The sequence below is a fragment of the Clostridium vincentii genome (assembly GCF_002995745.1).
Lineage (GTDB): Bacteria > Bacillota > Clostridia > Clostridiales > Clostridiaceae > Clostridium > Clostridium vincentii.
In genome coordinates this window covers 27,632-52,492 of record NZ_PVXQ01000013.1, presented here as the reverse complement: position 1 = coordinate 52,492, position 24,861 = coordinate 27,632, and the positions used below count along the sequence as shown (strand labels likewise).

Sequence of the window (24,861 nt, the reverse complement as noted above, 5' to 3'; positions counted from 1 at the left end):
ATTTTGTATATTAAAGAAACCACTCAAAAGAGTGGTTTCAAAATCTTAAATTTAAAAATCTATCTTATTTCCATAATATACACATTGGAAGATCTTCTTCATTTGATCTTTATTCACTTCTCTTGGATTACATCCTGTACAAGCATCTAAAATAGTTCTTTCTGATATTAAATCAAGTTTTGAATTAAACTCATTTTCATCAATACCATATTCTTTTAATGATGCTGCTATTCCCATTTCCTTATTTAAGTCCTTTATCATGCTTATCAAAGACTCAACTAATTCTTCATCGTTATTTCCACTTAATCCAAGCTGTTTAGATATTTGTGCATATCTGTCTAGAGATATTTTCATATTAAACCTAATTACATGAGGCAAATATATAGCATTCGCACATCCATGAGGGATATGAAAAACAGCCCCAGTCTTATGAGCCATGCTATGACATATGCCAAGTAATGCGTTAGAAAATGCCATTCCTGCTAAGCATTGACCATAATGCATTTGTTCTCTCGCTTCAACGTCTCCATTATAAGACTTAATTAAATATTCTTTAACCATTTGAATTGCTTTCAGTGCTGATGGATCAGTAAATGGAGAGTGCATTGTAGATACATAAGCTTCAATTGCATGAGTTAGAGCATCTACACCTGTATGTGCAGTTAGCTTTTGAGGCATTGTTTCTGCGAGTTCAGGGTCTACTATAGCAATGTCTGGTGTTATATTAAAATCCGCTAAAGGATACTTTATTTCTGTTTTATAATCTGTAATTACAGAAAATGCAGTTACTTCTATTGCTGTACCACTAGTTGATGGTATTGCTAAGAATTTAGCTTTACTTCTTAATTCTGGTATAGTAAATGGATTTTTTATATCATCAAATGTTAGTTCCGGATGCTCATAAAATACCCACATAGCCTTTGCTGCATCAATTGGTGAGCCGCCACCCATAGCTATAATCCAATCAGGATTAAATTCCACCATTTGTTCTGCGCCCTTAAGTACGGTTTCAACTGAGGGATCTGGTTCTATTCCTTCAATAATCTTAACTTCTATTCCTGCCTCACCTAGGTATCCTAAAGCTTTATCTACAAACCCAAATTTTCTCATGGAGCCTCCTCCAAGTACTAACATAGCTTTATGACCTTTAAGATTTTTTAGTTGTTCCATAGACCCTTTTCCGTAATAAATATCTCTTGGCAATGTAAATCTCATCATAACTCTTAATACCTCCTAAAAAATTCATACTGTAATATATTATTTTTGAATAAAGCTTGGACCTCCTTATAATACTATTCTACGCCTTATCGGGTACGCTTTTCAATATATTCGCAGTAAAATATTCCATTTTAATTTTTAGATACAAAAAAACCTCCAAGGAATAATCCTTGGAGGTTTTAATAAATTCTATATTATTTTGAATAATCGTAGAATCCTTTTCCAGTCTTTCTACCTAACCATCCAGCTCTAACATATTTTCTTAAAACATTGCTAGCTCTGTACTTGCTATCTCCTGTTTCACTAAACATAACATCCATAATAGCTAGACAAACGTCTAATCCAATAAGATCCCCTAATGCTAAAGGTCCCATTGGATGATTAGCGCCATATTTCATAGCTGTATCTATATCTTCTACTGAAGCAATTCCTTCTTGAAGAATGAATGAAGCTTCATTAATCATTGGAATTAGGATTCTGTTTACAACAAATCCTGGAGCTTCTGCAACTTCTACTGGCTCTTTTCCAATTTCAACTGCTAATGCCTTAACAGTATCAAAAGTTTCTTGAGAAGTAGCAATTCCTTTGATAATTTCAACTAACTTCATTACTGGAGCTGGATTAAAGAAATGCATTCCTATAACCTTATCTGCTCTCTTTGTAGCTGAAGCAACTTCAGTAATTGATAAAGATGATGTGTTTGAAGCTAATATTGTTTCTGGCTTACAAATTCCATCTAATTCAGCAAAGATTTCTTTCTTGATTTTCATGTTTTCAATTGCAGCTTCTACTACTAAGTCACAATCAGCAGCTAACTTCATGTCAGTTGTTCCTGAAATTCTTGAAAGAATTTCTACTTTAACTTCTTCAGTCATTTTTCCTCTAGCTACTTGCTTTTCTAATCCCTTAGTAATTCCAGCTAAACCTCTTTGAACAAATTCATCTTTGATATCTCTTACAATTACTTCACAACCCTTTTGTGCGAATGCTTGAACTATTCCAGCACCCATTGTTCCTGCACCAAGTACGAAAACTTTTTTCATAAAAAATTCCTCCTCATCAATTTGAAATTAAGAATTGAGAATTTAAAACCCTCAACTCTCAACTCTCAATTTTCAATTTATCAACTAATCAGCGTTCTTTATTTCCTTAATTTGAGCTATTAATTCTGGCACTATCTTAGCAATGTCTCCAACTATTGCATAATCTGCAAGTTTCATTATTGGAGCTGTGTCATCTTTATTAACAGCAATGATTAAATCTGAATCTTGCATACCAGCAACATGTTGTATAGCTCCTGAAATACCACAAGCTATATAAATTTGTGGTCTAACAGTCTTACCAGTTTGACCAACTTGATATGCTCCATCAATCCATCCATTTTCAACTGCAGCTCTTGATCCAGCTACGCTTCCTTCTAATACTTTTGCTAAATCTTTAAGTAGTTTAAAGTTTTCTTTACTTCCAACTCCTCTACCACCTGATACTATGAAATCAGCTTCTGCTATATCTATAATTTCTTTCTTAGCTTTAACAATTTCTAAAACCTTAGTTCTAACATCGCTATCAGCTAATTCAACTTCAACCTTTTCAATAGCACACTTAGATCCATCAGAAGAAACCTTTGCGAATACTCCTGGTCTTACTGTAGCCATTTGTGGTCTATGATCTGGACAAGCAATTGTAGCCATTAAGTTACCACCAAATGCTGGTCTTGTAGCTAAAAGGTCACCATTTGCAGCTTCAACTTCAATTGATGTACAATCAGCAGTTAATCCTGTTGATAATCTAGCCGCTATTCTTGGACCTAAATCTCTTCCTATGAAAGTAGCTCCTACGAATAATATTCCAGGCTTTCTTACTTTTGCTAAATCGCAAATAACCTTAGTGTAAGCATCAGTTGTATAATGTTCTAAATTTTTGTCATCAGCAACTAAAACTTCATCAGCACCATGTTCAGCTAATGTCTTTGCTAATGATTCTATATTTTTTCCTAGTAATAAAGCGGTTAACTTTACTCCTAATTCATCAGCAATTCTTCTACCTTCTCCAAGTATTTCTAAAGATACTTTTTGTAGTACGCCTTCTCTTTGTTCAGCAAAGACCCAAACGCCTTTGTAATCTGCTATATTCATAATAAATTAACCTCCTATTATTAGATGTAGTGTTGTTCTTTCAATTTTCCTACAACATAATATGCTGCGTTTTTAGGTGATTCTCTAACTATTTCGCCTTTGCCCTTGACTTCTTTAGTCATTGACTTTTTAACCTTTGTAGGTGAACCCTTAAGTCCTAATTCAGCCTTATCTACATCTATATCATCTGCTGTCATAATTTTAATCATATCATCATTCGTTGCAAATATATCTGCTACATTCATGTATCTAGCTTCATTTAATTCTTCAATTGCAGTTAATAGGCATGGAGTTTTAACTTCTACCACTTGGTATCCATCTTCTAATGCTCTTTTAACTATTAATGAATTACCTTCAACTTTGATTTCTTGAACGTAAGTTACTTGAGGAATATTTAAATGTTCAGCTATTTCTGGACCAACTTGTGCAGTATCTCCATCAATTGCTTGTCTTCCAGCAAGTACTATGTCAAAATCTAATTTTGCGATAACTCCTGCTAGTGCTTTTGAAGTAGCTAAAGTATCAGCTCCTCCAAGACATCTATCAGTTAATAGGATAGCTTCATTAGCTCCCATACATAATGCTTCTCTAAGTACAGCCTTAGCCATTGGAAGTCCCATGCTTATAACTGTTACCTTAGCACCATGAGTTTCTTTTAATTGTAATGCAGCTTCTAGTGCGTGCTTGTCCTCTGGATTCATTATTGATGGAACACCATCTCTTATTAATGTACCAGTTTTAGGATCAATCTTTACTACTGCAGTATCTGGAACTTGTTTTATACAAACTACTATATTCATTATAAAAATCCTCCTATCTTAAAATGCTTCCTGCGATAACCATCTTTTGAACTTCTGAAGTTCCTTCATATATTTCTGTTATCTTGGCATCTCTCATCATTCTTTCAACTGGGTATTCCTTAGTGTAACCATATCCACCAAAGATTTGTACTGCCTTAGTTGTAACTTCCATTGCAACATCTGCTGCAAACAGTTTAGCACGAGCAGCATCAAGTGAATACGCTTTACCATCTTGTTTCTTACATGCAGCTTTATATACTAAAAATCTAGCAGCTTCAATTTTAACATCCATTTCAGCAACATACCATTGTAATCCTTGGAATGCTGATAAAGGTTTATTAAATTGCTTTCTTTCCTTCATGTATGCAATAGCTTCTTGTAAAGCGCCCTCTGCAATACCTAAAGCTTGAGCAGCTACACCAATTCTTCCTCCATCAAGAGTCTTCATTGCTATACCAAATCCCTTACCTTCTTTACTGATTAGATTCTCTTTTGGTACTATACAATCTTCCATAACTAATTCAGTAGTTGAAGACGCTCTAATACCCATCTTGTTTTCATGCTTTCCTACTGAGAACCCTGGGAATGCTTTTTCTACTATAAATGCAGAAATCCCTCTAGTTCCTTGACTCTTATCTGTCATAGCAAATATTATGAAAGTCTCAGCAACTCCACCATTTGTTATGAAGATTTTTGAACCATTTAAAATGTAATTATCTCCATCTAATACAGCAGTTGTTTGTTGTCCAGCTGCATCTGTACCAGCACCTGGTTCAGTTAAACCAAAAGCACCGATTTTTTTACCTTGATTAAGCTCAGGTAAATATTTTTCTCTTTGAGCTGGAGTACCATTTTCATAAATTACTGACGCACATAATGATGTATGAGCAGAAAGTATAACTCCTGTAGTAGCACAAACTTTTGATAATTCTTCTACAGCTAGTATGTATGAAAGAACATCTCCGCCAGCTCCGCCAAACTCTTTAGAAAATGGGATACCCATTATTCCTAACTTAGCCATTTTTTCTACGTTTTCCATAGGGAATCTTTCTGTTTCATCAATTTCAGCAGCTATTGGCTTAACTTCATTTATTGCGAATTCTCTTACCATTTGCTGTACTAATTGTTGTTCTCTAGTTAATTCGAAATTCATTTAAATTTCCCTCCTTAATATTTCAAAAACAAATTTATTTGTTTTGGAAGTTCTTTTCTCTTCTTTCTAAAAAGGCATTCATTCCTTCAGTTTGGTCATCACTACTAAAGCACTTACCGAAGTCTTCTGCTTCTATAATAACTGCTTTATCTATGCCTACTTGCATACCTCTATTTATTGCATCTTTACATAACTTAACTGCTATTGGAGCATTAGCTATAATCTTTGCGGCCATAGATTTTGCTTCTTCCATAAGATTCTCTAAAGGTACAACTTTATTAACTAGTCCTATTCTTAAAGCTTCATCAGCCTTAATAATATCGCAAGTATAAATTAACTCTTTTGCCTTACCTAATCCAACTATTCGGGGAAGTCTTTGAGTTCCTCCAAATCCTGGTGTAATACCAAGCCCAGCTTCTGGCTGACCAAATTTAGCTCTTTCTGAAGCTATTCTTATGTCACATGCCATAGATAATTCACATCCACCACCAAGAGCAAATCCTGAGATTGCAGCTATAACTGGCTTAGCCAAATTTTCTACTCTTAAGAATACATTATTTCCAAGTATTCCGAATTCTTTTCCTTGTTCTTCACTTAGGTCTTTCATTTCTGCAATATCTGCTCCTGCAACAAAAGACTTCTCTCCTGAACCTGTTAATATAACTGCATAAATGTTATTGTCTTTTTCTAAGTTATCAATTACCGTATCAAGGTCTTTTAGAGTTTCTGAATTTAAAGCGTTTAATGCCTTTGGTCTATTGATTGTAACAATAGCTAAGTGACCTTCTTTTTCAAGAATTACATTCTTTAATTCCATGCCCATTTGCCTCCTTAAAATTATATGATTATTTTTGACCGACTAAATTTATTTACAAATACCTCTTTATATATTGTGTATTTTTTTAAAGAGATATGAGTTTATTATGATATGTTGAAAACTATTTCTTTACCTTATTTGTTAATTATATAACAATGTGTTACAAAAAAAATTTCTTTTATTTCAAATCCAATTTCAATTATAATGCTTTGACAATTTTTTTGCAATATATATATAACGATTTTATGTTAATTTTAACATTATATATTTCCTCAACCTGCACCTATTCCTGTTTCTTTTGCAATAAGTATATTAACGTCAATAAACTTTCACTCAAATGGACATTTTCAACAGTTACATCCTTTGGTACTATTAAATCTACAGGTGCAAAGTTCCATATCCCTCTTACCCCTCCATCAATTAACTCATCACAAACTTTTTGAGCGTTAATTCTAGGAACACATATACTTCCTATATCTATTTTATTATCTTTTAAATACTCTTTAAGTGTATCTATATCTCTAATCTCTACACCTTGCATCTTCATTCCTATAAGTTTAGGATTAGCATCGAATATACCAGTATACTCAAACCCCAGCTTAGTGAATTTGTAGTTTGCTATAGCCTGCCCAATATTACCAGCACCTACTATTACTGCTTTATATTGTTTATTCAAACCAAGAATATTACTTATTTGATTACTTAGTTCTCTTACATTGTATCCATATCCCTGTTGACCAAAATCACCGAAACAATTAAGATCTTGTCGTATTTGAGAAGCAGTAAATCCAATCTTCTCGCCAAGATCCTTAGAAGATATTCTATCTACCTCATTATTCATTAATTCCTTAAGATATCTATGATACTTCGGTAATCTTTTTATCACAGCCATAGAAATATTCTTTTTCTTTTCCATACTGTTCCCCTCTTTTAATCTAAATTTTAACAAACTTTATGAATATAAATTGCGAATTCTTTCATATCATATGCCTACTTAAATATATTACCATAAAAGTTTGCCCTTAATCCAATTATATTTGCAAATATGTCTTTCAATAAATCCTATTTTTCCCTTTTATATATTAATATCTTTTTACATAAATGAGTGTTCTATTAAAATTTTAATTCCTATAATTATTAATATTACCCCACCTATTATTTCTGCCTTAGAACCAAATATTTTGCATAAAACTTTCCCAACATAAACCCCTATCATGCATATAATAAAAGTTATAATTGCTATAATACTTATGGCAGATAGTATATTAACCTTTAAAAAAGCAAAACTAATACCTACTGCCAAGGCATCTATACTAGTGGCAATGGCTAAAATTAAGAATCTTTTGTTAGAGTATCCCTTATCCACCTTTTCAGTTGTGTCATCTTCCTTAATAGCTTCAAAAATCATTTTTCCACCGATTAAAACAAGTAATATAAATGCTATCCAATGATCTATTTTCTCAATATAATCTGCAAAACTGATACCAATAGCCCAACCAAGAAAAGGCATAACTCCTTGGAACACTCCAAAGAAAATGCTTGCCTTTAACGCCATCTTCCATTTATCTTTTTTTCTTGTATTCATTCCCACAGTTAGTGAAACTGCAAAAGAATCCATTGCCAATCCTAACCCAATTAAAAAAATTGATATTAAACTCATAATTTTCCTCCAATAAAAAAAAGAGGCTTATGCACAACGAAACTCTAATCGTTATACATAAGTCTCACAATATTATACTTATCAATAATTACTAAGTCAATATTTTTCAATCTAGTTCTTAAGAGCTCTCATTGAATTAAATACAGCAATTAAAGTTACTCCCACATCTGCAAATACTCCTTCCCACATATTAGCTAATCCTAAAGTAGTTAATATTAAAATTAACCCTTTTACACCTAATGAAAATACTATATTTTGCCATAAAATTTTATTAGTTCTTTTTGCTATCTTAATAGCTTCTACTAATGCCATAGGTTCATCTCTCATAAGCACAACATCAGCTGCTTCTATAGCCGCGTCTGAACCAATGCCACCCATAGCTACTCCAACATCAGCTCGAGCTAGAACTGGAGCATCATTTATTCCATCTCCTACAAAAACAAGTTTTCCTTTAGCTGTTTTTTCATTTAATAGTTCTTCTAGCTTTGCTACCTTATCTTGAGGTAATAATTCTGAGTGAACCTGAGATAACTCTAATTCCTTTGCAACTTTATTTGCCACTTTCTTATTGTCACCAGTAAGCATAACAATATTCTTTATTCCTAATTTTTTCAATTCCCTTAAAGCCTCTAAAGAATCATCCTTCACTTCATCTGCAATTACTAAATTTCCTTTGTATTCCCCATCAATAACAAGATGAATTATAGTTCCTACCTCATCATTTTGAGAATACTTTATATTGAATTTTTCCATAAGTTTATTATTTCCAAGGAGTACTTCTCGCCCTTCAATAACAACCTTTATTCCATTACCTGATATTTCTTCATAATTTTTTACTAAATTTTTATCAATATCTTTATTGTAAGCCAGCATTATAGATTTCGCTATTGGATGATTAGAAAAACTTTCCCCTAAAGCTGCCACTTTAAGAAGTTCATCTTTTTCAATATTAATTTCATTAATTTTAACAACCTTAAACACACCCTTAGTAAGTGTACCTGTCTTATCAAAAACAACAGTTTCAACATCCTTTAAAGCCTCTAAATAATTTCCTCCTTTAATAAGGATGCCTTTTTTAGATGCACCTCCAATTCCAGCGAATAAACCTAAAGGAATGGAAACTACTAATGCGCATGGACAAGATACTACTAAAAATATTAAAGCTCTATATAACCAGTCTGAGAAAACAGCCCCTTCAATTAGTAACGGTGGCACTACCGCTAATGCCAATGCTGAAAATACTACAACTGGCGTATAATATCTTGCAAATTTTGTTATAAACTTTTCTGTAGGGGCTTTTTTATTTCCAGCATTTTGTACAAGTTCTAAAATTCTAGCTACAGTAGACTCACCAAAATCTTTAGTTACTTTGACTTGAATTACACCGGTTAAATTTATTGCACCCGCCAATATTTCTTCATTTTCTTCCACACTTCTTGGAAGAGATTCTCCTGTTAAGGCTGAAGCATCTAAAGTAGTTCTTCCCGATATAACTAAGCCATCTAAAGGAATTCTTTCTCCTGGTTTTATTAATATAATATCATTAACGTTAACCTCTTCCGGAGCTACCTTCTTCTCTACTTTATCAACTAATAAAGTAGCATACTCTGCTCTAATATCCATAAGAGATGATATAGATTTCCTCGATTTATCCACTGCATAGTCTTGGAACATCTCACCTATTGCATAAAATATCATTACTGCCACAGCTTCAGGATATTCTCCTATAGCAAAGGCACCAATAGTTGCAATACTCATTAAGAAATTTTCGTCGAAAACTTGACCTTTAAGAATATTTTTACATGCAGTTAAAACTACTTTTCCACCAACTAACACATAACTTGTTATAAAAAATATAATTCCATAGATATTTTCTTCCCCTAAAATTAAACCAATAACATAAAGGAGAATTCCAACGCCTAATATTACTTTCTGCTTTAAACCTATACCACCCTCATTATCATGGTGTTGATGCGAATCTTCATGACTTTCATGACCCTCATGCCCATCTTCGCAACAATTTGAGGAGCATACTGACTCCTTAGATTTTATCCTGGATTTATTATACTTCTCCACTGTTACGTCTGGCTCTAGAGTCTTTACTATCTTTTTTACCTTCTCAAGTATTTCATCTTCACCTATTTCTTCATTTAAAGTAATTATCAACATACTTGTAGAGAAATTAACTATAGCTTCCTTCACCTCTGGCAATGAATTTAGCTTATTCTCAATTTTATTTGCACAATTTGCGCAGCTTAATCCCTTTAATAATAATTTCAGTTCCATTTTTGCCACTCCCTCTACTCAGTGATATGCTTTAAACCTACATCAAATATGGTTTTAATATGCTCATCATCTAATGAATAATAAACAACCTTTCCGTCTCTTCTATATCTTACTAATCTAGCACTCTTAAGTGTTCTTAATTGATGGGAGACTGCTGACTGTGATACTCCTAGTAATGCTGATAAATCACATACACACATTTCCGATTCAAATAGTGCACAGATAATTTTTATTCTTGTAGAATCTCCAAAGACTTTAAAAAATTCTGCTAAGTCATTTAGCACTTCTTTCTTTGGTATATTTTCTCTAACTTTTTCAATTACATCATTGTGAATTACATTACAAGTGCAATCCTCGCCTTTATTATCTATAGTCATCTTAGTTCCTCCATCAACATATGAGCATCTGTTCATATGTTAATATTATTATATGCGATTCTTTGCATATTGTAAACATAAATCCCAAAAACAACTTAGGATTCATTATGAAAAAAGAGTAGGATAGTCTTATTTAACTATCCTACTCTCAAAATATATTTTTTTATCCAGCTCTTCTTTGTTCATAAACATTCTTAACAACTTTACTAAGCAAAGTGTTAATTACACTATTACAAATGAAGGTAGCATATATTAAATCATTTGTAAAACTATTATTTGTTTCATAGTTTTTCAAATTATCTTCAATAAACTGTCCCATATTTTCTATTTTTAACTCTGCGTCAATATAATCACTAAAATTAAAACTTTTTGCAATCCGGCCTAAATCTCTCTCATATAGAACATGTTTCTTTAATGCATTTTTCAACTTCCATCTTTTATCATGAGCGAAGCAAAAATAGTCACTTAGAAAATGACATACCACACCAAGCTCAGCACTAAATTTTTTCTTACCATATTCATGAGAAATTTCTTCTACTGACATACTGCTTAAGAAATCTATTTTAGTTAAAATCATATCTATACTTTCATCATAAAAATGTTTCTTCAATTTATATTTAGATACATAATCAGGTTTAATGTTTCCCCATATAAATTTTTTCTCATCAATTAGGTATACCATTTCATTATTTGCATAGTTTAAAAAATTGTTTGCAAATAATTTATGTGTTCCCATTAACAAATTCAACACATCCTTTATTATTTTTACCATTCTTTTTATTATACACTAAAATACAAGAAAAGAATTGAAATAGTCATAGTTAAATTTTAACTATTCTAATTTTAATTCTTTTTCAGTTACTAGAGTTCTCTATCTATAACTTATATATTCTTGCTTCATACGGTCTTAATATAAAGTCTGTTACATCTTCATGTTCATAAATTTTATAATTTGAAAGAAGCAATCCTTTATATTTTAATTTTTCTTCTTCATAATCAAACTTTACATTTTCTTCAGATAGATTCGTAATTATTATATACTTCTCATTGTTTAAAGTTCTTGTATACGCATATATTTTATCATGTTCTCTTAGTATAAGATTGTATTTACCATATATTAATGTTCTATTTTCCTTTCTTATTTTAATCATTTCCTTATAAAAATTCAGGATAGAATCATCATCTTTTAATTCATCTTCTACATTTATTCTTTTATAATTTTCATTTACTTTAATCCACGGGGTTCCTGTAGTAAACCCGCCATCATCTTTAGAATTCCATTGCATTGGTGTTCTTGAATTATCTCTAGCTGTTGCTTTTACAAGAGCAAGAGCTTCTCCTTCTGGTATTCCATTTTCTATACTTTCTTTATATTTATAAAGTGTTACAACATCATCAAAATCATTAATACTATTATAATCTGCATTAGTCATTCCAATTTCTTGTCCTTGATAAATAAATGGAGTTCCCATTTGCATAAAATACATTAAAGCTAATGCTTTAGCACTTTCTTTCCAATATTTTTTTTCATCTCCAAGTTTAGAAACTATTCTTGTTAAATCATGATTTTCTAAAAACAATGCAATCCAACCATCTTTATAAATAGTATCTTGCCATCTAGATAAAATATTTTTTAAATCTATAAGAAGAGGCTTTTTGAAATTATCATTCTCCCATAAGTTCATATGTTCAAATTGAAATATCATAGAGAACTTTCCATTTTCATTTCCTGTCCATTTTTTTAAATCATCTTTGTTTACACCAGACGCTTCTGCTATTGTAAATCTATCATATTTATCAAAGGTATGCTCTTTTAAATCTTCTAACAATATCTCTATGCCTGGTTGATTCATTTGTTTATCAAAAGATGAAACGTATCTTAAATTATCTGCATTAGGCATATCATCATAATCACACTTTTTAATATGGCTAATTGCATCTACACGAAATCCATCTATACCCTTATCAATCCACCAGTTAATCATTTCATAAAGTGCATTTCTCATATCTTGATTTTCCCAATTAAGATCTGGCATCTTTTTGCTAAACAAATGTAGATAATATTCATCACTATTGTCATCATATTCCCAAGCTGAGCCTCCAAAGATGCTTTCCCAATTATTAGGTTCTACATTATCTTCTCCATCTATAGACTCTTTTCCCTTTTTCCAAATGTACCAATCCCTTTTAGGATTATCTTTTGAGCTTTTAGCCTCACTAAACCATGGATGTTCATCTGAAGTATGGTTTATAACTAAATCCATAATTAAATACATTCCTCTATTGTGAACTTCTTTCAGTAGATTATCGAAATCCTCCATAGAACCAAATTCTTGAAGTATATCCTTATAATCACTTATATCATATCCATTATCATCATTTGGTGATTTATATATAGGACTGACCCAAATTAAATCAATTCCTAAATCCTTTAAATAGTCTAATTTTTCAATTACTCCTTGCAAATCTCCAATTCCATCTCCATTAGAGTCATTAAAACTTCTTGGATATATTTGATAAGCGACTAATTCTCTTTGCCAATTCATAAACATCCCCCTAAATTTCCTGTATATATATTAATTTTCTAATACAGATTGCTATTTTAATAATATTAATATAATGCTATTATAAATTATATATATTAGAATTAATTGCAAAATACAGTCTAATAATATAAAAATACTGTCTTTTACGAGGTGATAATATTGAATATAATTAATTTAAAAGAAAACAAGATACATGGTGATTTCATTTTGCCTTTTACAACTTACTTTTCTGAATTCACTAATAATAGTTCATCCTTTGTAGCTCATTGGCATGAAGAAATAGAAATTACATTTATAGAAAAAGGCTCTGGAGAATTTAAAGTAGATTTAGATTCTTATATATTTAAAAAAGGCGATATTTTAATCATTCCACCATTTGCACTTCATACAATGTATCCAACAGATAGTACTTATTGTTCTTTGAGCACTATAGTCTTTAACTTAGGTATGCTAAATAGTTTAATTACAGACGGTTGTTCAATCAAATATTTTGCACCTATATTAAATAATGAACATCAATTTTCTCTAATAAAAGAAGATTCTAAAGGATATAATGAAATGCTTAATTCTCTTAAGGAAATTTTCAATTGCTTTGATTCAAAAAGTGATATCTTTGAATTAAAATTAAAATCTTTATTGTTTTATTTTTTTTCACTTATCTATGAAAATGATTTAGTATTAAAGAAAACAGTTGCTCCATTAACAAATGAATCAATCAAAAGAATCAAAATTATATTAAATTATATTCATGAAAATTATATGAATACACTTCTAATTCGTGATATTGCTAAAGCTTGCAATCTAAGCCAATACTATTTTATGAAGTTCTTTAAAAAACATATAGGTATGACTTGCACAGAGTATATTACTGTTTATAGATTAGATCTATCATCAAAACTCTTATCCTCAACTGATAAATCAATAACAGAGATCTCATTTGAAACAGGTTTTAATAATGTATCTTATTTTAATAAACTTTTTAAAGAAAAATTCAAAGTCACACCTAAAGAATTTAGCCGTGCAAATAAAGTATAAACCGCTTATGTATATACACATAAGCGGTTAATTTATTTGCGACCTTACATTTAAAGATAGATTTATAATTTCATGGTTTAAACACCGATTCTACTCCATAATGATCTGATACTACTGGGTAATTTTCCCCATTAAATATTACTCTAGAATACTCAACATCTATATTTTTATTCGCTAAAATCAAGTCAATTCTTAAATGCTTTTCATTTGAACTCCATCCAGCTATCTTACCCTTTACAGTTATCCCATTATCTTTTTCTTTAGCCATGAAAAAGGTATCCATTAGCCCTTTTTCTCTTAAATAATCATAGCCTTCTTCTCTTGTAAAAGCATCATTATTAAAATCTCCCATTAGAAATGTCAATCTATCCTTTCTCATACTATTTGCCAAATTATCTACTTGTCTTTTAAAAGGATCTTCTTTATCCTGCCACCATCCTAAATGGCATGAATAAAAATCTATACTTTCTTCATCAATTTTTATTGAAACTCTTAAAGCCTTTCTTGTTTTAACTGATTCTTTATTTTTATTGCTACTTAAAAATGTTGAAAAAGTATCTTCTTCTATTATTTTATGTTTAGTTATAATACTTACTCCTTCTTCATATACTCCATAACATATATGACAAATTTCCCATACCACGTTATATCCATTACAGCCTAATTCTTCTAATTCTTTTAATAAAGCTAAAGCAAAGTTATCTTCTCTTATGTTATCAAAAAGTATTTTTTTCTTTATAGATTGATTTACCTCTTGTAACGAAATTACGTCATAATCTTGTTCTTTTATAGTTCTTGCAATAATTTTCATCTTTTCTTCCTGATCTTCTTCAAACCAAGAATGACAATTTAAAGTTAATAATTTCATTTTAAACTCCTAACATCTCTATGATATTTTATTTCTCCACTTTTAAGTTTGTTTATTTAATTATACATAAAAATGCCCTATAAGTAGACTTTTTTAAATTATCTACTCTATAGGGCACATTTTATTTTGTTTGTTCTAAATAACCAATTTCAAAAGCAATTTTGCTTGGTATTTTTTACTTATTCATTCCTTCATAATCTTTTATAAATTTTTCAATACCAGCATCTGTTAGTGGATGTTTTATCATTTGAATGATTACATTATAAGGTATTGTAGCTATATCTGAGCCTGCCTTAGCACATTCTAATACATGAATTGGATTCCTAACACTTGCTGAAATAATTTCTGCCTCTATACCATGAATTTCAAATATTTCTGCAATATCTCTAATTAGTATAGTACCATTGCTTCCAATATCATCCAGCCTACCTAAGAATGGACTTACATAGCTTGCACCAGCTCTTGCTGCAAGTAATGCTTGAAGAGCTGAAAATATTAAAGTTACATTTGTTTTTATACCTTCTTTATGAAGAATATTTACAGCTTTTAAACCTTCCTCACACATTGGAATTTTCACTATCATATTTTTATGAATCTTAGCTATTTCACGGGCTTCTTTAACCATTCCATTACATTCCATTGAATTAACTTCACCACTAATTGGGCCATCAACTATGCTTGTAATTTCTTTTATTACTTCCTTAAAGTCTCTACCTTCTTTTGCTATAAGTGATGGATTTGTAGTTACTCCACAAATAACACCTAAATCATTAGCTTTTCTAATTTCTTCTATATTTGCTGTATCTACGAATATCTTCATATTAAACACTCTCCTATTTTAATATTTTTTTTACTTCTTCAATAATAGCTTCACTTGTTAGTTTATATTTGATCATTAATTCATTAGGGGTTCCAGATTCTCCAAACACATCTTTTATTCCGACCATTTTTACAATAGTAGGGCATTCATCACATACAACTGCAGACACCATTGCCCCAAGTCCACCTATAATTGAATGCTCTTCTGCTGTAACTATTCCTTTTGTTTCTTTTGCCGCCTTTATAATTAATTCTCTATCTATTGGTTTTATAGTTGAAATATTTATAACTCTGGCATTAATTCCTTGATCCTTTAATGTATTAGAAGCTTCAATAGCTCTTTGAACCATCATTCCTGTTGCAATAATTGCTACATCATTGCCTTCTCTTATTTGGACACCTTTACCAATTTGAAATTTATAATTTTCGTCAAATATATCTTCTGTATTACATCGTCCAAATCTTAAATAAACAGCGCCATCAAATTCTGCTGCTGCTTTAGTCGCTGCCATTGCTTCCCTATGATCTGCTGGAACTATTACAGTCATATTAGGAAGTGAATTCATAAGTGCAATATCTTCAATTGATTGATGTGTTCCTCCATCTTCCCCAACTGTTATTCCAGCATGAGTTGCTGCTATTTTTACATTCATTTTCGGATAACAAATTGAGTTTCTTATTATCTCAAAAGCTCTTCCCGTTGCAAATACTGCAAAGGTACTTGCAAAAGGTATATTTCCTACGTTAGCAAATCCTGCAGACATTCCCATTAAGTTTTGTTCTGCAATTCCTGAATTAAAAAATCTATCTTTAAATTCTGATTTAAATCCATTTGTCTTAGTTGACTTAGAAAGATCAGCATCTAACACTACTATTCTTTCATTTTCTCGTCCAAGTTCAACTAAAGCCATTCCATAAGATTCTCTTGTAGCCTTGCCCATCTTTTTAATCCTCCTAGCTTTTACTATGTTTTATAGAAACAAGTTTGAATCTATTTAATTCATAATATCTTTTATTGCCTTTGCCTTTTCCTCTTTATTAGGTGCTTGTCCATGCCATTCTGCTTTATTTTCCATAAAACTAACGCCACTACCCTTTACTGTTTTTGCAATTATTACAGTTGGCTTTCCTTCAGTTTTGTCAGCTCTTAAAAATGCTTCATCTATTTTATCAAAATCATTCCCATCATCACAACAAACAACATTCCATCCAAAACTTTCAAACTTTTTATCTAATGGTTCAACGCCCATTACTTCCTCATTTTTTCCATCAATTTGAAGTCCATTGTTATCAATAATTGCAACTATATTATCTAATTTATAATGAGCTGCTGCCATTGAAGCTTCCCATACTAACCCTTCTTGAAGTTCTCCATCTCCTAAAACCACATACACTTTTGCATTATTCTTTTGATTTCTAAGGCCTAATGCCATACCTACTGTATTTGATATTCCTTGTCCTAGAGAACCTGTTGAAACATCTACCCCAGATATATGTTTGGAATCTGGATGTCCCTGAAGAAGTGAACCTAATTTTCTAAGTTTCTTTAATTCTTCCTTAGGAAAATATCCTTTCTCTGCAAGTACTGCATAAAGTGCTGGTGCAGCATGGCCTTTACTTAAAACAAATCTATCTCTATTAGGATCATTTGGTTTTTCAACGTTTACATTCATTTTTTCATAATATAAATACGTTATTATATCTGCACAAGATAATGATCCTCCTGGATGTCCTGACCTTGCCTCATAAATCATTTCAACAATATTTTTTTTAACTTTCTTTGCTATAGAAATCAACTCTTGTTTATTCATTTTTATACACCTCAATACTTATACTTTAAAATAAGTTATTTTTTAATTTTCCTCTAAAGCTTTTTTAAATTTTTCATCCATAAAAACTTTTGTATTTTTAATTACATCTTTCCAATCTGAATTTCCAACATACCAGAATTCTGATGTAAATTTTCTCACTCCAAGATCCCATGATTTTTTAATTATCTTTTCAAAGTTAACATGCCCGGTGCCAAAAGTAATCTCTCTAAACTTCCCTGGAACAGTTTCCTTTAAATGTACAGCCGAAATATGTCCTCTTCCTTTTTCTAAATCGTCTATAGGATTTGTTCCATAATCTAAAGTCGCATTTACTATGTTCCCACAGTCTGGATAAACTTGAAGATATGGAGAATCAACCAGTTTAACGAATTCCATTGCTTTTTCTATAGTATTCATAAATTCTGTCTCCATAGTCTCAAACGCAAGAATTACTCCCTTATTAGCAGCCATTTTAACCGATTCTTTTAAATTATCTTCAAAAATTTTTTTTGTTTTTTCATTTCCTTTTTCATAATAAACATCATATCCAGCTAATTGAATTATTCTAATTCCTAAGTCTGAAGCTAAATCAATAGCTTTTCTCATAATCTCCATGCCCTTGTTCCTAGTAGCTTCATCCATACTTCCTAAAGGATATTTTCTGTGTCCACTTAGACACATTGTTCTTATAGGAGCATCACATTTAAACATTAGATCTACAAGCTCCTGTCTCTCTTGTTTACTCATATCTAGCCTTGCTAACTTCTCATCAGTTTCATCTATGCTTATTTCTACAGTATCAAATCCGCATTCTTTAGCACAATTTAATTTTTCTTCCCATGATAGAAAATTTGGCATAGATTTTTCATACAAGCCTAATGTATATTCTTTCATAAAATCACCAACTTTCTAAAGATAAATTTATTGTCCATAATAAGCATTTGGTCCATGCTTTCTCATAAAATGCTTTTCTATTAATTCTTTTGGCATAGTTTCAATTGTATGGTTTGTTAACACTTCTGTATTCCAAGCCATCATTGCAACTTCTTCTAATACAACTGCATTATGCACTGCTTCCATAGCATCTTTTCCCCAAGTAAAAGGCCCATGATTTTTAACTAAAACCGCTGGGACCTGTGTTGGATTTATGTGCTTAAATGTCTCAATAATAACTCCACCAGTGTTATATTCATAGTTTGATTTTATTTCCTCTGGTGTCATCTCTCTTGTACACGGAATTTCATTATAAAAGTAATCTGCATGAGTTGTACCATATGAATTAATACATTTTCCTGCTTGGGAAAATATAGTTGCCCATCTTGAATGGGTGTGCACAATTCCTCCAACTTGATTGAAATCCTTGTATAACTTAAGATGGGTAGGTGTATCAGATGATGGTTTATAGTTTCCTTCAACTATGTCTCCATCCAAAGTAACTACAACCATATCTTTTGGCCCCATTTTTTCATAATCAACACCTGATGGCTTAATTACAACTAATCCAGATTTTCTATCTATTGCAGAAACATTTCCCCATGTAAAAGTTACCAATTTATATTTTGTCAAAAGCATATTTGCTTCATAAACTTCTTTTTTTAATTCTTCTAACATTAAGTATCCCCCTAACTTAAACCAAATTAATTTTTTATCACTTTATATACTGATGCTTCATTCTTTGTATGGTTAGCGGAAATAATTAAATCACAATCTTTCAAATTGATGACTGCCACATTAGCTGGCCCAACACCCTTCTCTATAATTGTTTCCTGACATTTTCCATCAATCCATTGGATATAGAATAATTCAGTATCTATACGTCTTATACCACCAACAAAGCTTGGTACACCACAAAGGGTTGTCCCTACTAAAGTGTGAGCGAAATCAATTTCGTGTGGATAAGTATAAATTTCAGTATACTTTCCATCAATAAACTTATAAATCTTCATTGAATTTCCATGAAAGGGTTCAATAGTCATCAATTCATCTTGACCATCGCCATCCAAATCACACCAAGCAACTTCACTGACTTTACCTTCCATTAAATGATCGACTTGCCATTCTCCATCTTTACTTGGAATTACTTCAAACACTCCCTGCTCACAGCCAAAAGTACCACGAGGTTTTCCATCTATCATATGACGAGTATACCCATGATTTTTATATAAACCTTTTTTAAGAACTTTAAGGGCTAGCCCATCAGTTAATACTTCTGGTAATTTAGCATAATAGATAGTTCCCGAGTGACTCCAGTCATCTTTAGACTCTTTGAGATCAGCTATAGTAGCTCCAATAAAATATATTTCTCCATCAACATCCCATAGGTCAAAACGATGTAAATAAGGTAATTTAATAACAGTTTCAATAACCCATTCACCATCAACTAAATGGCCCCAGACTAAACGAGCACCACTTGGACTCTCCTTTAAATAGAAGTCACGAACAGCTAAAAATTCATTACTACGCTTTGGAATAGGAATAATTGACATGCATCCTCCACCATTATCCCAAACTGTATGACGGTGATTAAAATTTTTACCACTATATGCATAACAAGGATATCCTTTTTCTTCAGACGCTACTAGCAAATTTAGTTCACCATCTATATCCATTGAACTTGCTGCGTATGCACGGTACATTTCATCCAAATGCTTTTTTATAATTTTCATATTCCATTCACCTCAACTTACATTAATCTAATGTAATTTTTATATCTCCTATATTCTTTGGCTTAGATAAAATTCAATTGTTAAATTTCATCTAAGCCTTAGATAAACTATTCCTTATTTACTATTTGTTCTATGATTTTTTCTTCCATTTCTTTTTCGGACATAATATTTTTTAATCCTATGATTATAGTTCCTGAATCTTCTGCTCTCTTAAAATTTGATGTTAATACTTGTGAACAAAATACCACATCAAAGCCTGAAGCTTGGCTTTTAGCTTCTCCTACACTATTGTGTTGAATTGTTACATCTATACCTAATTTTTTAAAAACCTTACCTATTTTCATCTTTATTATTTGACTTGAACCCATACCGCTTCCGCAAGCTGCTATTACTTTTAACATTTTAAATCCCCCTTTAAGCTTTTGCTTCTTCCATTTCACTAATATATTCTTCATAGTTTTCTGCTATTTTAAAATAACCTTTCCTATTTTTTCTATATTGGAATTGTGGTATTGCAAGTAATGCTAGCACTACAACGCCAAAGCCTACATATTGAAAGTTTTTCATAAGAACTCCGATTACTGGCCATACTGTATCAAAATCAAAGTTTCCATGCCATCCGCCATATTGTGCTAATCCAAAGTAGTAAGCTGCAAATGCTCCCCCTAATACTTGTATAATTCCTGATACGAAGGGAATGATCATTGCTGCTCGTAATCCACCTTTTCTATTTGCAAATACTGCAAAAGTTGCATTATCAAAAAATACTGGTACGAAACCTGTGATTATTAATACTGGACTTTTAAATACTACTAATCCTATAATTGATATAAATTGACCTAATGCTCCAAATAAGAATCCAATTGTTACTGCATTAGCATGCCCAAATCCATAGGTTGCTGCACAGTCAACTGCTGGCATTGATCCTGGTAAAATTTTATCTGAAATACCTTGGAATGATTCTGTAAGTTCTGCAACGAACATTTTAACACCAAGTTGTAATATGCTTAAGTACACTGCAAAGTTTAATGATTTTTCCATTATATAAAATACAAAGTTCCTATCGACTGCAAATGTTTTATCTATTTCATGCATTAAGTCTGCTCCTAATATTCCCATGATTGCTCCGAAGAATATCATCATTAGGATACCGGTTGCAACTACGTTATCATTAAAAATCTGTAAGAACCCTGGCAATTTAAGATGTTCTATTGATTTTTCTTTATTACCAATTTTTCCTGCTATTTTGTCTGTAATCCAAATTCCAAACATTTGTTGATGCCCAACTGCAAATCCAGCACCTTCAGTTAATTCTTGAGTTGCCTCAACTGTAAGGTTTGACGCTACTGCCCAATAAGTTCCAAGTAATAAACCGAGCATAACTACTACTTGTGTATCAGCTAACTCTGGGAAACAGAATATTACTATCCATAATGCTGTTGCTGATTGTTGAACCATTATGTGACCCGTAATAAATACTGTTCTTATTTTTGTCTGTTTTCTAAATAATACTAAGATTATATTAAAAATAAATGCTATTAATAGTACTATCATCATAAGTGAGAAGGATCTACCCGCATTTTCTACGGCTGATTGTGCTGCTGTTTGTCCAAAATAAGGATCAATAACTGCAGCGGTTAAATTAAACCTGTCTTTTAATCCTGCTAGTATTGGCCGGAAGTTATTTACAAGTCCTCCTGCTGCTACGTTTAAGATCAAATAACCAACTATAGCTTTTATAAATCCTGCTATTGCCTCATATATTGGACGTTTTAATAGCAAATAACCTATAAGTACTATAAATCCTATAAAGAATGCTGGGTTTGTCAAAATATTTACCTGAAAAAATTTCCATACACTTAATAATATTTCCATTTTATTTCCCCCTATGTTTAATAAATTTATTTTAAGTTATCTTTATTCGTATAGTTTTTCTTTCTATCCTTATTAACCATTAATTTGGTTATATAGACTTTGCTTTTAAGATTTCAACAATTTTTTCTAAATCTTCCTTGCACTCAGCTTCAAGTAATTTATCTACTATTGCTTCATCCTCTACTAATCCAACCATATTTGATAAATTTTCTAAATGTACATTATTATCTGTTGATGCTAATACAAAAAATAATCTTGCATCCTGTTCTGAATCATCACCAAAATGAACTGGATTTTTAGTTCTCATAAAACACATTGCTGTTTCATTAACTCCTACAATCCCTTCTTGAGCATGTGGTATGCAAATGTTTGGTGCTATAACTATATATGGTCCATATTTTTTCACATTTGCTATTATTGCATCCACATAAGCACTTTCTATTGCTCCATCCTCTATTAAAGGTTTACAAGAAGCTTGAACTGCTTCTTCCCAAGTATCAAAACCTTCATGAAATGAATATCTTTTTTTATCTATTAATTCTTGTAACATAATGTCTGCCTCCTGATTTTTAATATAGAGGGTTAATTTTTTTAACCCCCTATATATATTATAAAAATGATTTATATGGTAGATTTATTTCTGTTGAGAAACAATCATCAAAGCCTCTTGGATAATGATATTCTCTGTGTGTACTATCTTCTGGGAATGTGAATTTACCTCCAACTTGCCAAATAAATGGATTGAATTTATATTGTAATCTATCTTTTCTCATATCAAACAATTCTAATATTTCCTTTGTATCAGCCTGGAAATTTGACCAGATATCATGATGGAATGGAATAACTACTTTTGTCTTTAGCGATTCTGCCATTCTTAAAATATCTACTGATGTCATCTTATCTGTGATTCCTCTTGGATTTTCTCCATATGATCCTAATGCAACATCAATTTTATAATCGTTTCCATGCTTTGCATAATAATTTGAATAATGTGAATCTCCACTATGATAAAGATTTCCACCTGGAGTTTTTATTAAATAATTAACTGCCTTAATATCCATATCAATTGGCATTGTTCCTCTTATATCACCCATTGGTGGTTCTGTAATTAATGCTGTTCTATCGAATGATTCTAATGCAACTATTTCTATATCTTTAATTTTTATTGTATCTCCTGGTTTAACAATTATACATCTCTCTTTTGGTACTCCCCATCCGATCCATTTATCTACACATGCTTTTGGTCCAATGAACGGAACACTTGAATCACAATTTTGCATAACTGCTGCAGCAACATTTATATCAATATGATCATTATGGTCATGTGTTGATACAACTGCATCAATTTCCCTAATTCCAAATGGATCTAATACGAAAGGTGCTACCCTTAAATTTGGTTGAAGCTTCTTTCCTCCACTCATTCTAGCCATTTGATGTTGAGGTCCTATATTTTTATTTGCTCTTGTATTCTTTCCACTTCCACACCAAAAATCCATACAAATATTTGTGCCGCCTTCTGATTTAACCCATATGCCTGTACATCCTAGCCACCACATTGAAAATGTTCCTGGTTTTACTTGTTCTTCTGCTATTTCTTCATTTAACCAAGTTCCCCATTCTGGAAAAGTTTTAAGTATCCATGATTCTCTTGTAATATTATCTACTTGTGACATTTTAATCTCCCCTTACATATTATAATTTATTTTTATAGACTTTTATTGTTTTTACTATTTTTGAACTTTCTGTTTTATTTTTTTTGATTGTTTTGCTTGTTTATGTATTCATATTACTTCAATCATTCAAATAATTCAAGCTTTTTTTGAATTATTTTTGTTTCTTTTACTTTTATTCTATTTTGATTGTTTTAATTGAACTTTTTGAATGTTTGTTATATAATAGTTATAGGGAATATATATAGAATAGTAATTTGTTTAAAGATTTAAATATGAATTTATAAATATACTTAAATTATATTTATAAAGTAAGGATGGCGATAGATATGAAAAAAACTCACAGCATAGTCTCTAAAAGGAGAGAAAGAATTTTAGATTATATAAGTAACAATGAATCAATTAACACTAATGAGCTAGCAGAAAAATTAAATATATCTCCTCTTACTTTAAGAAGAGATTTACAAGCTTTAGATGATGAAGGTTTAATAGTCAGATACTATGGCGGTGCTAAATTAGCTACTAATATAGATAACGATAATAAAGTTAATTCTAAAGAGAATATATTTGATTCAACTTATAATGAAAAAAGACACATCCTTGCAAAATATGCAGCTGATTTAATAGAGGATGGAGATACAATCTTCATAAATTCCAGTTCAACTGCACTTTTAATACTTGAATATTTAGGTGATAAAAGGATCTATGTGGTTACTAATAATGGTAAGGCTCTTCAATCAACTATTGGTCCTAATATTGAACTAGTATTAACAGGTGGCCAAGTTTATGAAAGAAAACAATCTTTAATTGGAGAATTCGCCACTTATATTCTTTCTAAAATAACGGCAGATAAATGTTTTTTAGGTGTGAGTGGAATAACTTTTGATTCAGGTATCAGCACTTCAGTCCTTGAAGAAACATTAATCAATCATGAAATGATAAATCGTTGTAGTGGCCCGGTCTATGTTCTAGCCGATAGTTTAAAAGTAGGAAAACATCACAGTTTTTCTAGTGGAGATATACATGAAATCTCTCATCTAATTACAGATTCTGATATTAAAGAAAGTGACATTTATGAATTTCAAGATAAAGGTGTTACTGTAATACCTTTAGATTACAAATAAT

General features: G+C 31.2%; 25 protein-coding genes. 2 read left to right on the top strand and 23 right to left on the bottom strand.

All coding sequences use genetic code 11. The features are described from left to right. Positions 1–51: 51 nt before the first annotated feature. From CLVI_RS07685 to CLVI_RS07630, 12 genes are all read right to left on the bottom strand, one after another. Entirely contained in the window at positions 52–1,218 is a 1,167-nt protein-coding gene (locus CLVI_RS07685) for an NADPH-dependent butanol dehydrogenase (protein WP_106059538.1), read from the bottom strand. Between the two features lie 194 nt (positions 1,219–1,412). Continuing rightward, positions 1,413–2,261, bottom strand: coding sequence for a 3-hydroxybutyryl-CoA dehydrogenase (locus CLVI_RS07680; RefSeq protein WP_106059537.1), 849 nt, complete (start codon positions 2,259–2,261; stop codon positions 1,413–1,415). 84 nt (positions 2,262–2,345) lie between these two features. Then, positions 2,346–3,353 carry an electron transfer flavoprotein subunit alpha/FixB family protein gene (locus tag CLVI_RS07675; protein WP_106059536.1) on the bottom strand — a complete coding sequence of 336 codons (1,008 nt, stop codon included), beginning with the start codon at positions 3,351–3,353 and terminating at the stop codon, positions 2,346–2,348. A gap of 20 nt (positions 3,354–3,373) precedes the next feature. Beyond that, on the bottom strand, positions 3,374–4,153 hold the full coding sequence (locus CLVI_RS07670) for an electron transfer flavoprotein subunit beta/FixA family protein (protein WP_106059535.1): 780 nt from the start codon (positions 4,151–4,153) through the stop codon (positions 3,374–3,376). A 13-nt stretch (positions 4,154–4,166) separates the two neighbouring features. Then, the gene (locus tag CLVI_RS07665; RefSeq protein WP_106059534.1) at positions 4,167–5,306 is read right to left on the bottom strand and encodes an acyl-CoA dehydrogenase; all 1,140 of its coding nucleotides are present in this window, start codon (positions 5,304–5,306) and stop codon (positions 4,167–4,169) included. 34 nt (positions 5,307–5,340) lie between these two features. Continuing rightward, on the bottom strand, positions 5,341–6,123 hold the full coding sequence (locus CLVI_RS07660) for a short-chain-enoyl-CoA hydratase (protein WP_106059533.1): 783 nt from the start codon (positions 6,121–6,123) through the stop codon (positions 5,341–5,343). 283 nt (positions 6,124–6,406) lie between these two features. Continuing rightward, on the bottom strand, positions 6,407–7,039 hold the full coding sequence (locus CLVI_RS07655; protein WP_106059532.1) for a redox-sensing transcriptional repressor Rex: 633 nt from the start codon (positions 7,037–7,039) through the stop codon (positions 6,407–6,409). Positions 7,040–7,216: 177 nt separating this feature from the next. Continuing rightward, positions 7,217–7,783, bottom strand: coding sequence for a manganese efflux pump MntP (locus tag CLVI_RS07650; RefSeq protein WP_106059531.1), 567 nt, complete (start codon positions 7,781–7,783; stop codon positions 7,217–7,219). A 111-nt stretch (positions 7,784–7,894) separates the two neighbouring features. Continuing rightward, entirely contained in the window at positions 7,895–10,069 is a 2,175-nt protein-coding gene (locus tag CLVI_RS07645; RefSeq protein ID WP_106059530.1) for a heavy metal translocating P-type ATPase, read from the bottom strand. A gap of 14 nt (positions 10,070–10,083) precedes the next feature. Then, positions 10,084–10,446, bottom strand: coding sequence for an ArsR/SmtB family transcription factor (locus CLVI_RS07640; RefSeq protein ID WP_207655340.1), 363 nt, complete (start codon positions 10,444–10,446; stop codon positions 10,084–10,086). A 163-nt stretch (positions 10,447–10,609) separates the two neighbouring features. After that, positions 10,610–11,182: a zinc dependent phospholipase C family protein gene (locus CLVI_RS07635; protein ID WP_207655339.1), complete on the bottom strand. Its 573-nt coding sequence runs from the start codon at positions 11,180–11,182 to the stop codon at positions 10,610–10,612. Positions 11,183–11,321: 139 nt separating this feature from the next. Then, on the bottom strand, positions 11,322–12,998 hold the full coding sequence (locus CLVI_RS07630) for a glycoside hydrolase family 13 protein (RefSeq protein WP_242980613.1): 1,677 nt from the start codon (positions 12,996–12,998) through the stop codon (positions 11,322–11,324). A 153-nt stretch (positions 12,999–13,151) separates the two neighbouring features. Between CLVI_RS07630 and CLVI_RS07625 the strand changes: the two genes are divergently transcribed. Next, the gene (locus CLVI_RS07625; RefSeq protein ID WP_106059527.1) at positions 13,152–14,027 is read left to right on the top strand and encodes an AraC family transcriptional regulator; all 876 of its coding nucleotides are present in this window, start codon (positions 13,152–13,154) and stop codon (positions 14,025–14,027) included. 70 nt (positions 14,028–14,097) lie between these two features. Here the strand turns inward: CLVI_RS07625 and CLVI_RS07620 are convergent, their stop codons facing one another. The 11 genes from CLVI_RS07620 to ulaG form a co-directional block, all read right to left on the bottom strand. Beyond that, positions 14,098–14,895, bottom strand: coding sequence for an endonuclease/exonuclease/phosphatase family protein (locus CLVI_RS07620; RefSeq protein WP_106059526.1), 798 nt, complete (start codon positions 14,893–14,895; stop codon positions 14,098–14,100). 175 nt (positions 14,896–15,070) lie between these two features. Continuing rightward, positions 15,071–15,715, bottom strand: a complete 645-nt coding sequence (gene fsa / locus CLVI_RS07615; RefSeq protein ID WP_106059525.1) for a fructose-6-phosphate aldolase — start codon at positions 15,713–15,715, stop codon at positions 15,071–15,073. Positions 15,716–15,728: 13 nt separating this feature from the next. Continuing rightward, entirely contained in the window at positions 15,729–16,655 is a 927-nt protein-coding gene (locus tag CLVI_RS07610) for a transketolase family protein (RefSeq protein WP_106059524.1), read from the bottom strand. Positions 16,656–16,709: 54 nt separating this feature from the next. Then, positions 16,710–17,525: a transketolase gene (locus tag CLVI_RS07605; protein WP_106059523.1), complete on the bottom strand. Its 816-nt coding sequence runs from the start codon at positions 17,523–17,525 to the stop codon at positions 16,710–16,712. A gap of 42 nt (positions 17,526–17,567) precedes the next feature. Next, positions 17,568–18,419, bottom strand: a complete 852-nt coding sequence (locus CLVI_RS07600) for an L-ribulose-5-phosphate 3-epimerase (protein ID WP_106059522.1) — start codon at positions 18,417–18,419, stop codon at positions 17,568–17,570. Positions 18,420–18,446: 27 nt separating this feature from the next. Then, on the bottom strand, positions 18,447–19,136 hold the full coding sequence (gene araD / locus CLVI_RS07595) for an L-ribulose-5-phosphate 4-epimerase (RefSeq protein WP_106059521.1): 690 nt from the start codon (positions 19,134–19,136) through the stop codon (positions 18,447–18,449). 26 nt (positions 19,137–19,162) lie between these two features. Then, complete coding sequence (locus CLVI_RS07590) at positions 19,163–20,191, bottom strand: hypothetical protein (protein ID WP_106059520.1); 1,029 nt, start codon at positions 20,189–20,191, stop codon at positions 19,163–19,165. A gap of 107 nt (positions 20,192–20,298) precedes the next feature. Beyond that, on the bottom strand, positions 20,299–20,592 hold the full coding sequence (locus tag CLVI_RS07585; protein ID WP_106059519.1) for a PTS sugar transporter subunit IIB: 294 nt from the start codon (positions 20,590–20,592) through the stop codon (positions 20,299–20,301). Positions 20,593–20,605: 13 nt separating this feature from the next. Beyond that, positions 20,606–22,066, bottom strand: a complete 1,461-nt coding sequence (locus tag CLVI_RS07580; RefSeq protein WP_106059518.1) for a PTS ascorbate transporter subunit IIC — start codon at positions 22,064–22,066, stop codon at positions 20,606–20,608. Between the two features lie 88 nt (positions 22,067–22,154). Continuing rightward, positions 22,155–22,616 carry a PTS sugar transporter subunit IIA gene (locus CLVI_RS07575; RefSeq protein WP_106059517.1) on the bottom strand — a complete coding sequence of 154 codons (462 nt, stop codon included), beginning with the start codon at positions 22,614–22,616 and terminating at the stop codon, positions 22,155–22,157. Positions 22,617–22,674: 58 nt separating this feature from the next. Further along, entirely contained in the window at positions 22,675–23,739 is a 1,065-nt protein-coding gene (gene ulaG / locus CLVI_RS07570; protein ID WP_106059516.1) for an L-ascorbate 6-phosphate lactonase, read from the bottom strand. A 326-nt stretch (positions 23,740–24,065) separates the two neighbouring features. Between ulaG and CLVI_RS07565 the strand changes: the two genes are divergently transcribed. After that, on the top strand, positions 24,066–24,860 hold the full coding sequence (locus CLVI_RS07565) for a DeoR/GlpR family DNA-binding transcription regulator (protein ID WP_106059515.1): 795 nt from the start codon (positions 24,066–24,068) through the stop codon (positions 24,858–24,860). Position 24,861: the final 1 nt, after the last annotated feature.

Excerpts from the sequence above, each read along its gene's own strand:
- CLVI_RS07685 (WP_106059538.1), bottom strand. The coding sequence starts at position 1,218 with ATGATGAGATTTACATTGCCAAGAGATATTTATTACGGAAAAGGGTCT.
- CLVI_RS07680 (WP_106059537.1), bottom strand. The coding sequence starts at position 2,261 with ATGAAAAAAGTTTTCGTACTTGGTGCAGGAACAATGGGTGCTGGAATA.
- CLVI_RS07675 (WP_106059536.1), bottom strand. The coding sequence starts at position 3,353 with ATGAATATAGCAGATTACAAAGGCGTTTGGGTCTTTGCTGAACAAAGA.
- CLVI_RS07670 (WP_106059535.1), bottom strand. The coding sequence starts at position 4,153 with ATGAATATAGTAGTTTGTATAAAACAAGTTCCAGATACTGCAGTAGTA.
- CLVI_RS07665 (WP_106059534.1), bottom strand. The coding sequence starts at position 5,306 with ATGAATTTCGAATTAACTAGAGAACAACAATTAGTACAGCAAATGGTA.
- CLVI_RS07660 (WP_106059533.1), bottom strand. The coding sequence starts at position 6,123 with ATGGAATTAAAGAATGTAATTCTTGAAAAAGAAGGTCACTTAGCTATT.
- CLVI_RS07655 (WP_106059532.1), bottom strand. The coding sequence starts at position 7,039 with ATGGAAAAGAAAAAGAATATTTCTATGGCTGTGATAAAAAGATTACCG.
- CLVI_RS07650 (WP_106059531.1), bottom strand. The coding sequence starts at position 7,783 with ATGAGTTTAATATCAATTTTTTTAATTGGGTTAGGATTGGCAATGGAT.
- CLVI_RS07645 (WP_106059530.1), bottom strand. The coding sequence starts at position 10,069 with ATGGAACTGAAATTATTATTAAAGGGATTAAGCTGCGCAAATTGTGCA.
- CLVI_RS07640 (WP_207655340.1), bottom strand. The coding sequence starts at position 10,446 with ATGACTATAGATAATAAAGGCGAGGATTGCACTTGTAATGTAATTCAC.
- CLVI_RS07635 (WP_207655339.1), bottom strand. The coding sequence starts at position 11,182 with ATGGGAACACATAAATTATTTGCAAACAATTTTTTAAACTATGCAAAT.
- CLVI_RS07630 (WP_242980613.1), bottom strand. The coding sequence starts at position 12,998 with ATGTTTATGAATTGGCAAAGAGAATTAGTCGCTTATCAAATATATCCA.
- CLVI_RS07620 (WP_106059526.1), bottom strand. The coding sequence starts at position 14,895 with ATGAAATTATTAACTTTAAATTGTCATTCTTGGTTTGAAGAAGATCAG.
- fsa (WP_106059525.1), bottom strand. The coding sequence starts at position 15,715 with ATGAAGATATTCGTAGATACAGCAAATATAGAAGAAATTAGAAAAGCT.
- CLVI_RS07610 (WP_106059524.1), bottom strand. The coding sequence starts at position 16,655 with ATGGGCAAGGCTACAAGAGAATCTTATGGAATGGCTTTAGTTGAACTT.
- CLVI_RS07605 (WP_106059523.1), bottom strand. The coding sequence starts at position 17,525 with ATGAATAAACAAGAGTTGATTTCTATAGCAAAGAAAGTTAAAAAAAAT.
- CLVI_RS07600 (WP_106059522.1), bottom strand. The coding sequence starts at position 18,419 with ATGAAAGAATATACATTAGGCTTGTATGAAAAATCTATGCCAAATTTT.
- araD (WP_106059521.1), bottom strand. The coding sequence starts at position 19,136 with ATGTTAGAAGAATTAAAAAAAGAAGTTTATGAAGCAAATATGCTTTTG.
- CLVI_RS07590 (WP_106059520.1), bottom strand. The coding sequence starts at position 20,191 with ATGAAAATTATAAAAAAGCATTTGGATGAAATGTACCGTGCATACGCA.
- CLVI_RS07585 (WP_106059519.1), bottom strand. The coding sequence starts at position 20,592 with ATGTTAAAAGTAATAGCAGCTTGCGGAAGCGGTATGGGTTCAAGTCAA.
- CLVI_RS07580 (WP_106059518.1), bottom strand. The coding sequence starts at position 22,066 with ATGGAAATATTATTAAGTGTATGGAAATTTTTTCAGGTAAATATTTTG.
- CLVI_RS07575 (WP_106059517.1), bottom strand. The coding sequence starts at position 22,616 with ATGTTACAAGAATTAATAGATAAAAAAAGATATTCATTTCATGAAGGT.
- ulaG (WP_106059516.1), bottom strand. The coding sequence starts at position 23,739 with ATGTCACAAGTAGATAATATTACAAGAGAATCATGGATACTTAAAACT.
- CLVI_RS07565 (WP_106059515.1), top strand. The coding sequence starts at position 24,066 with ATGAAAAAAACTCACAGCATAGTCTCTAAAAGGAGAGAAAGAATTTTA.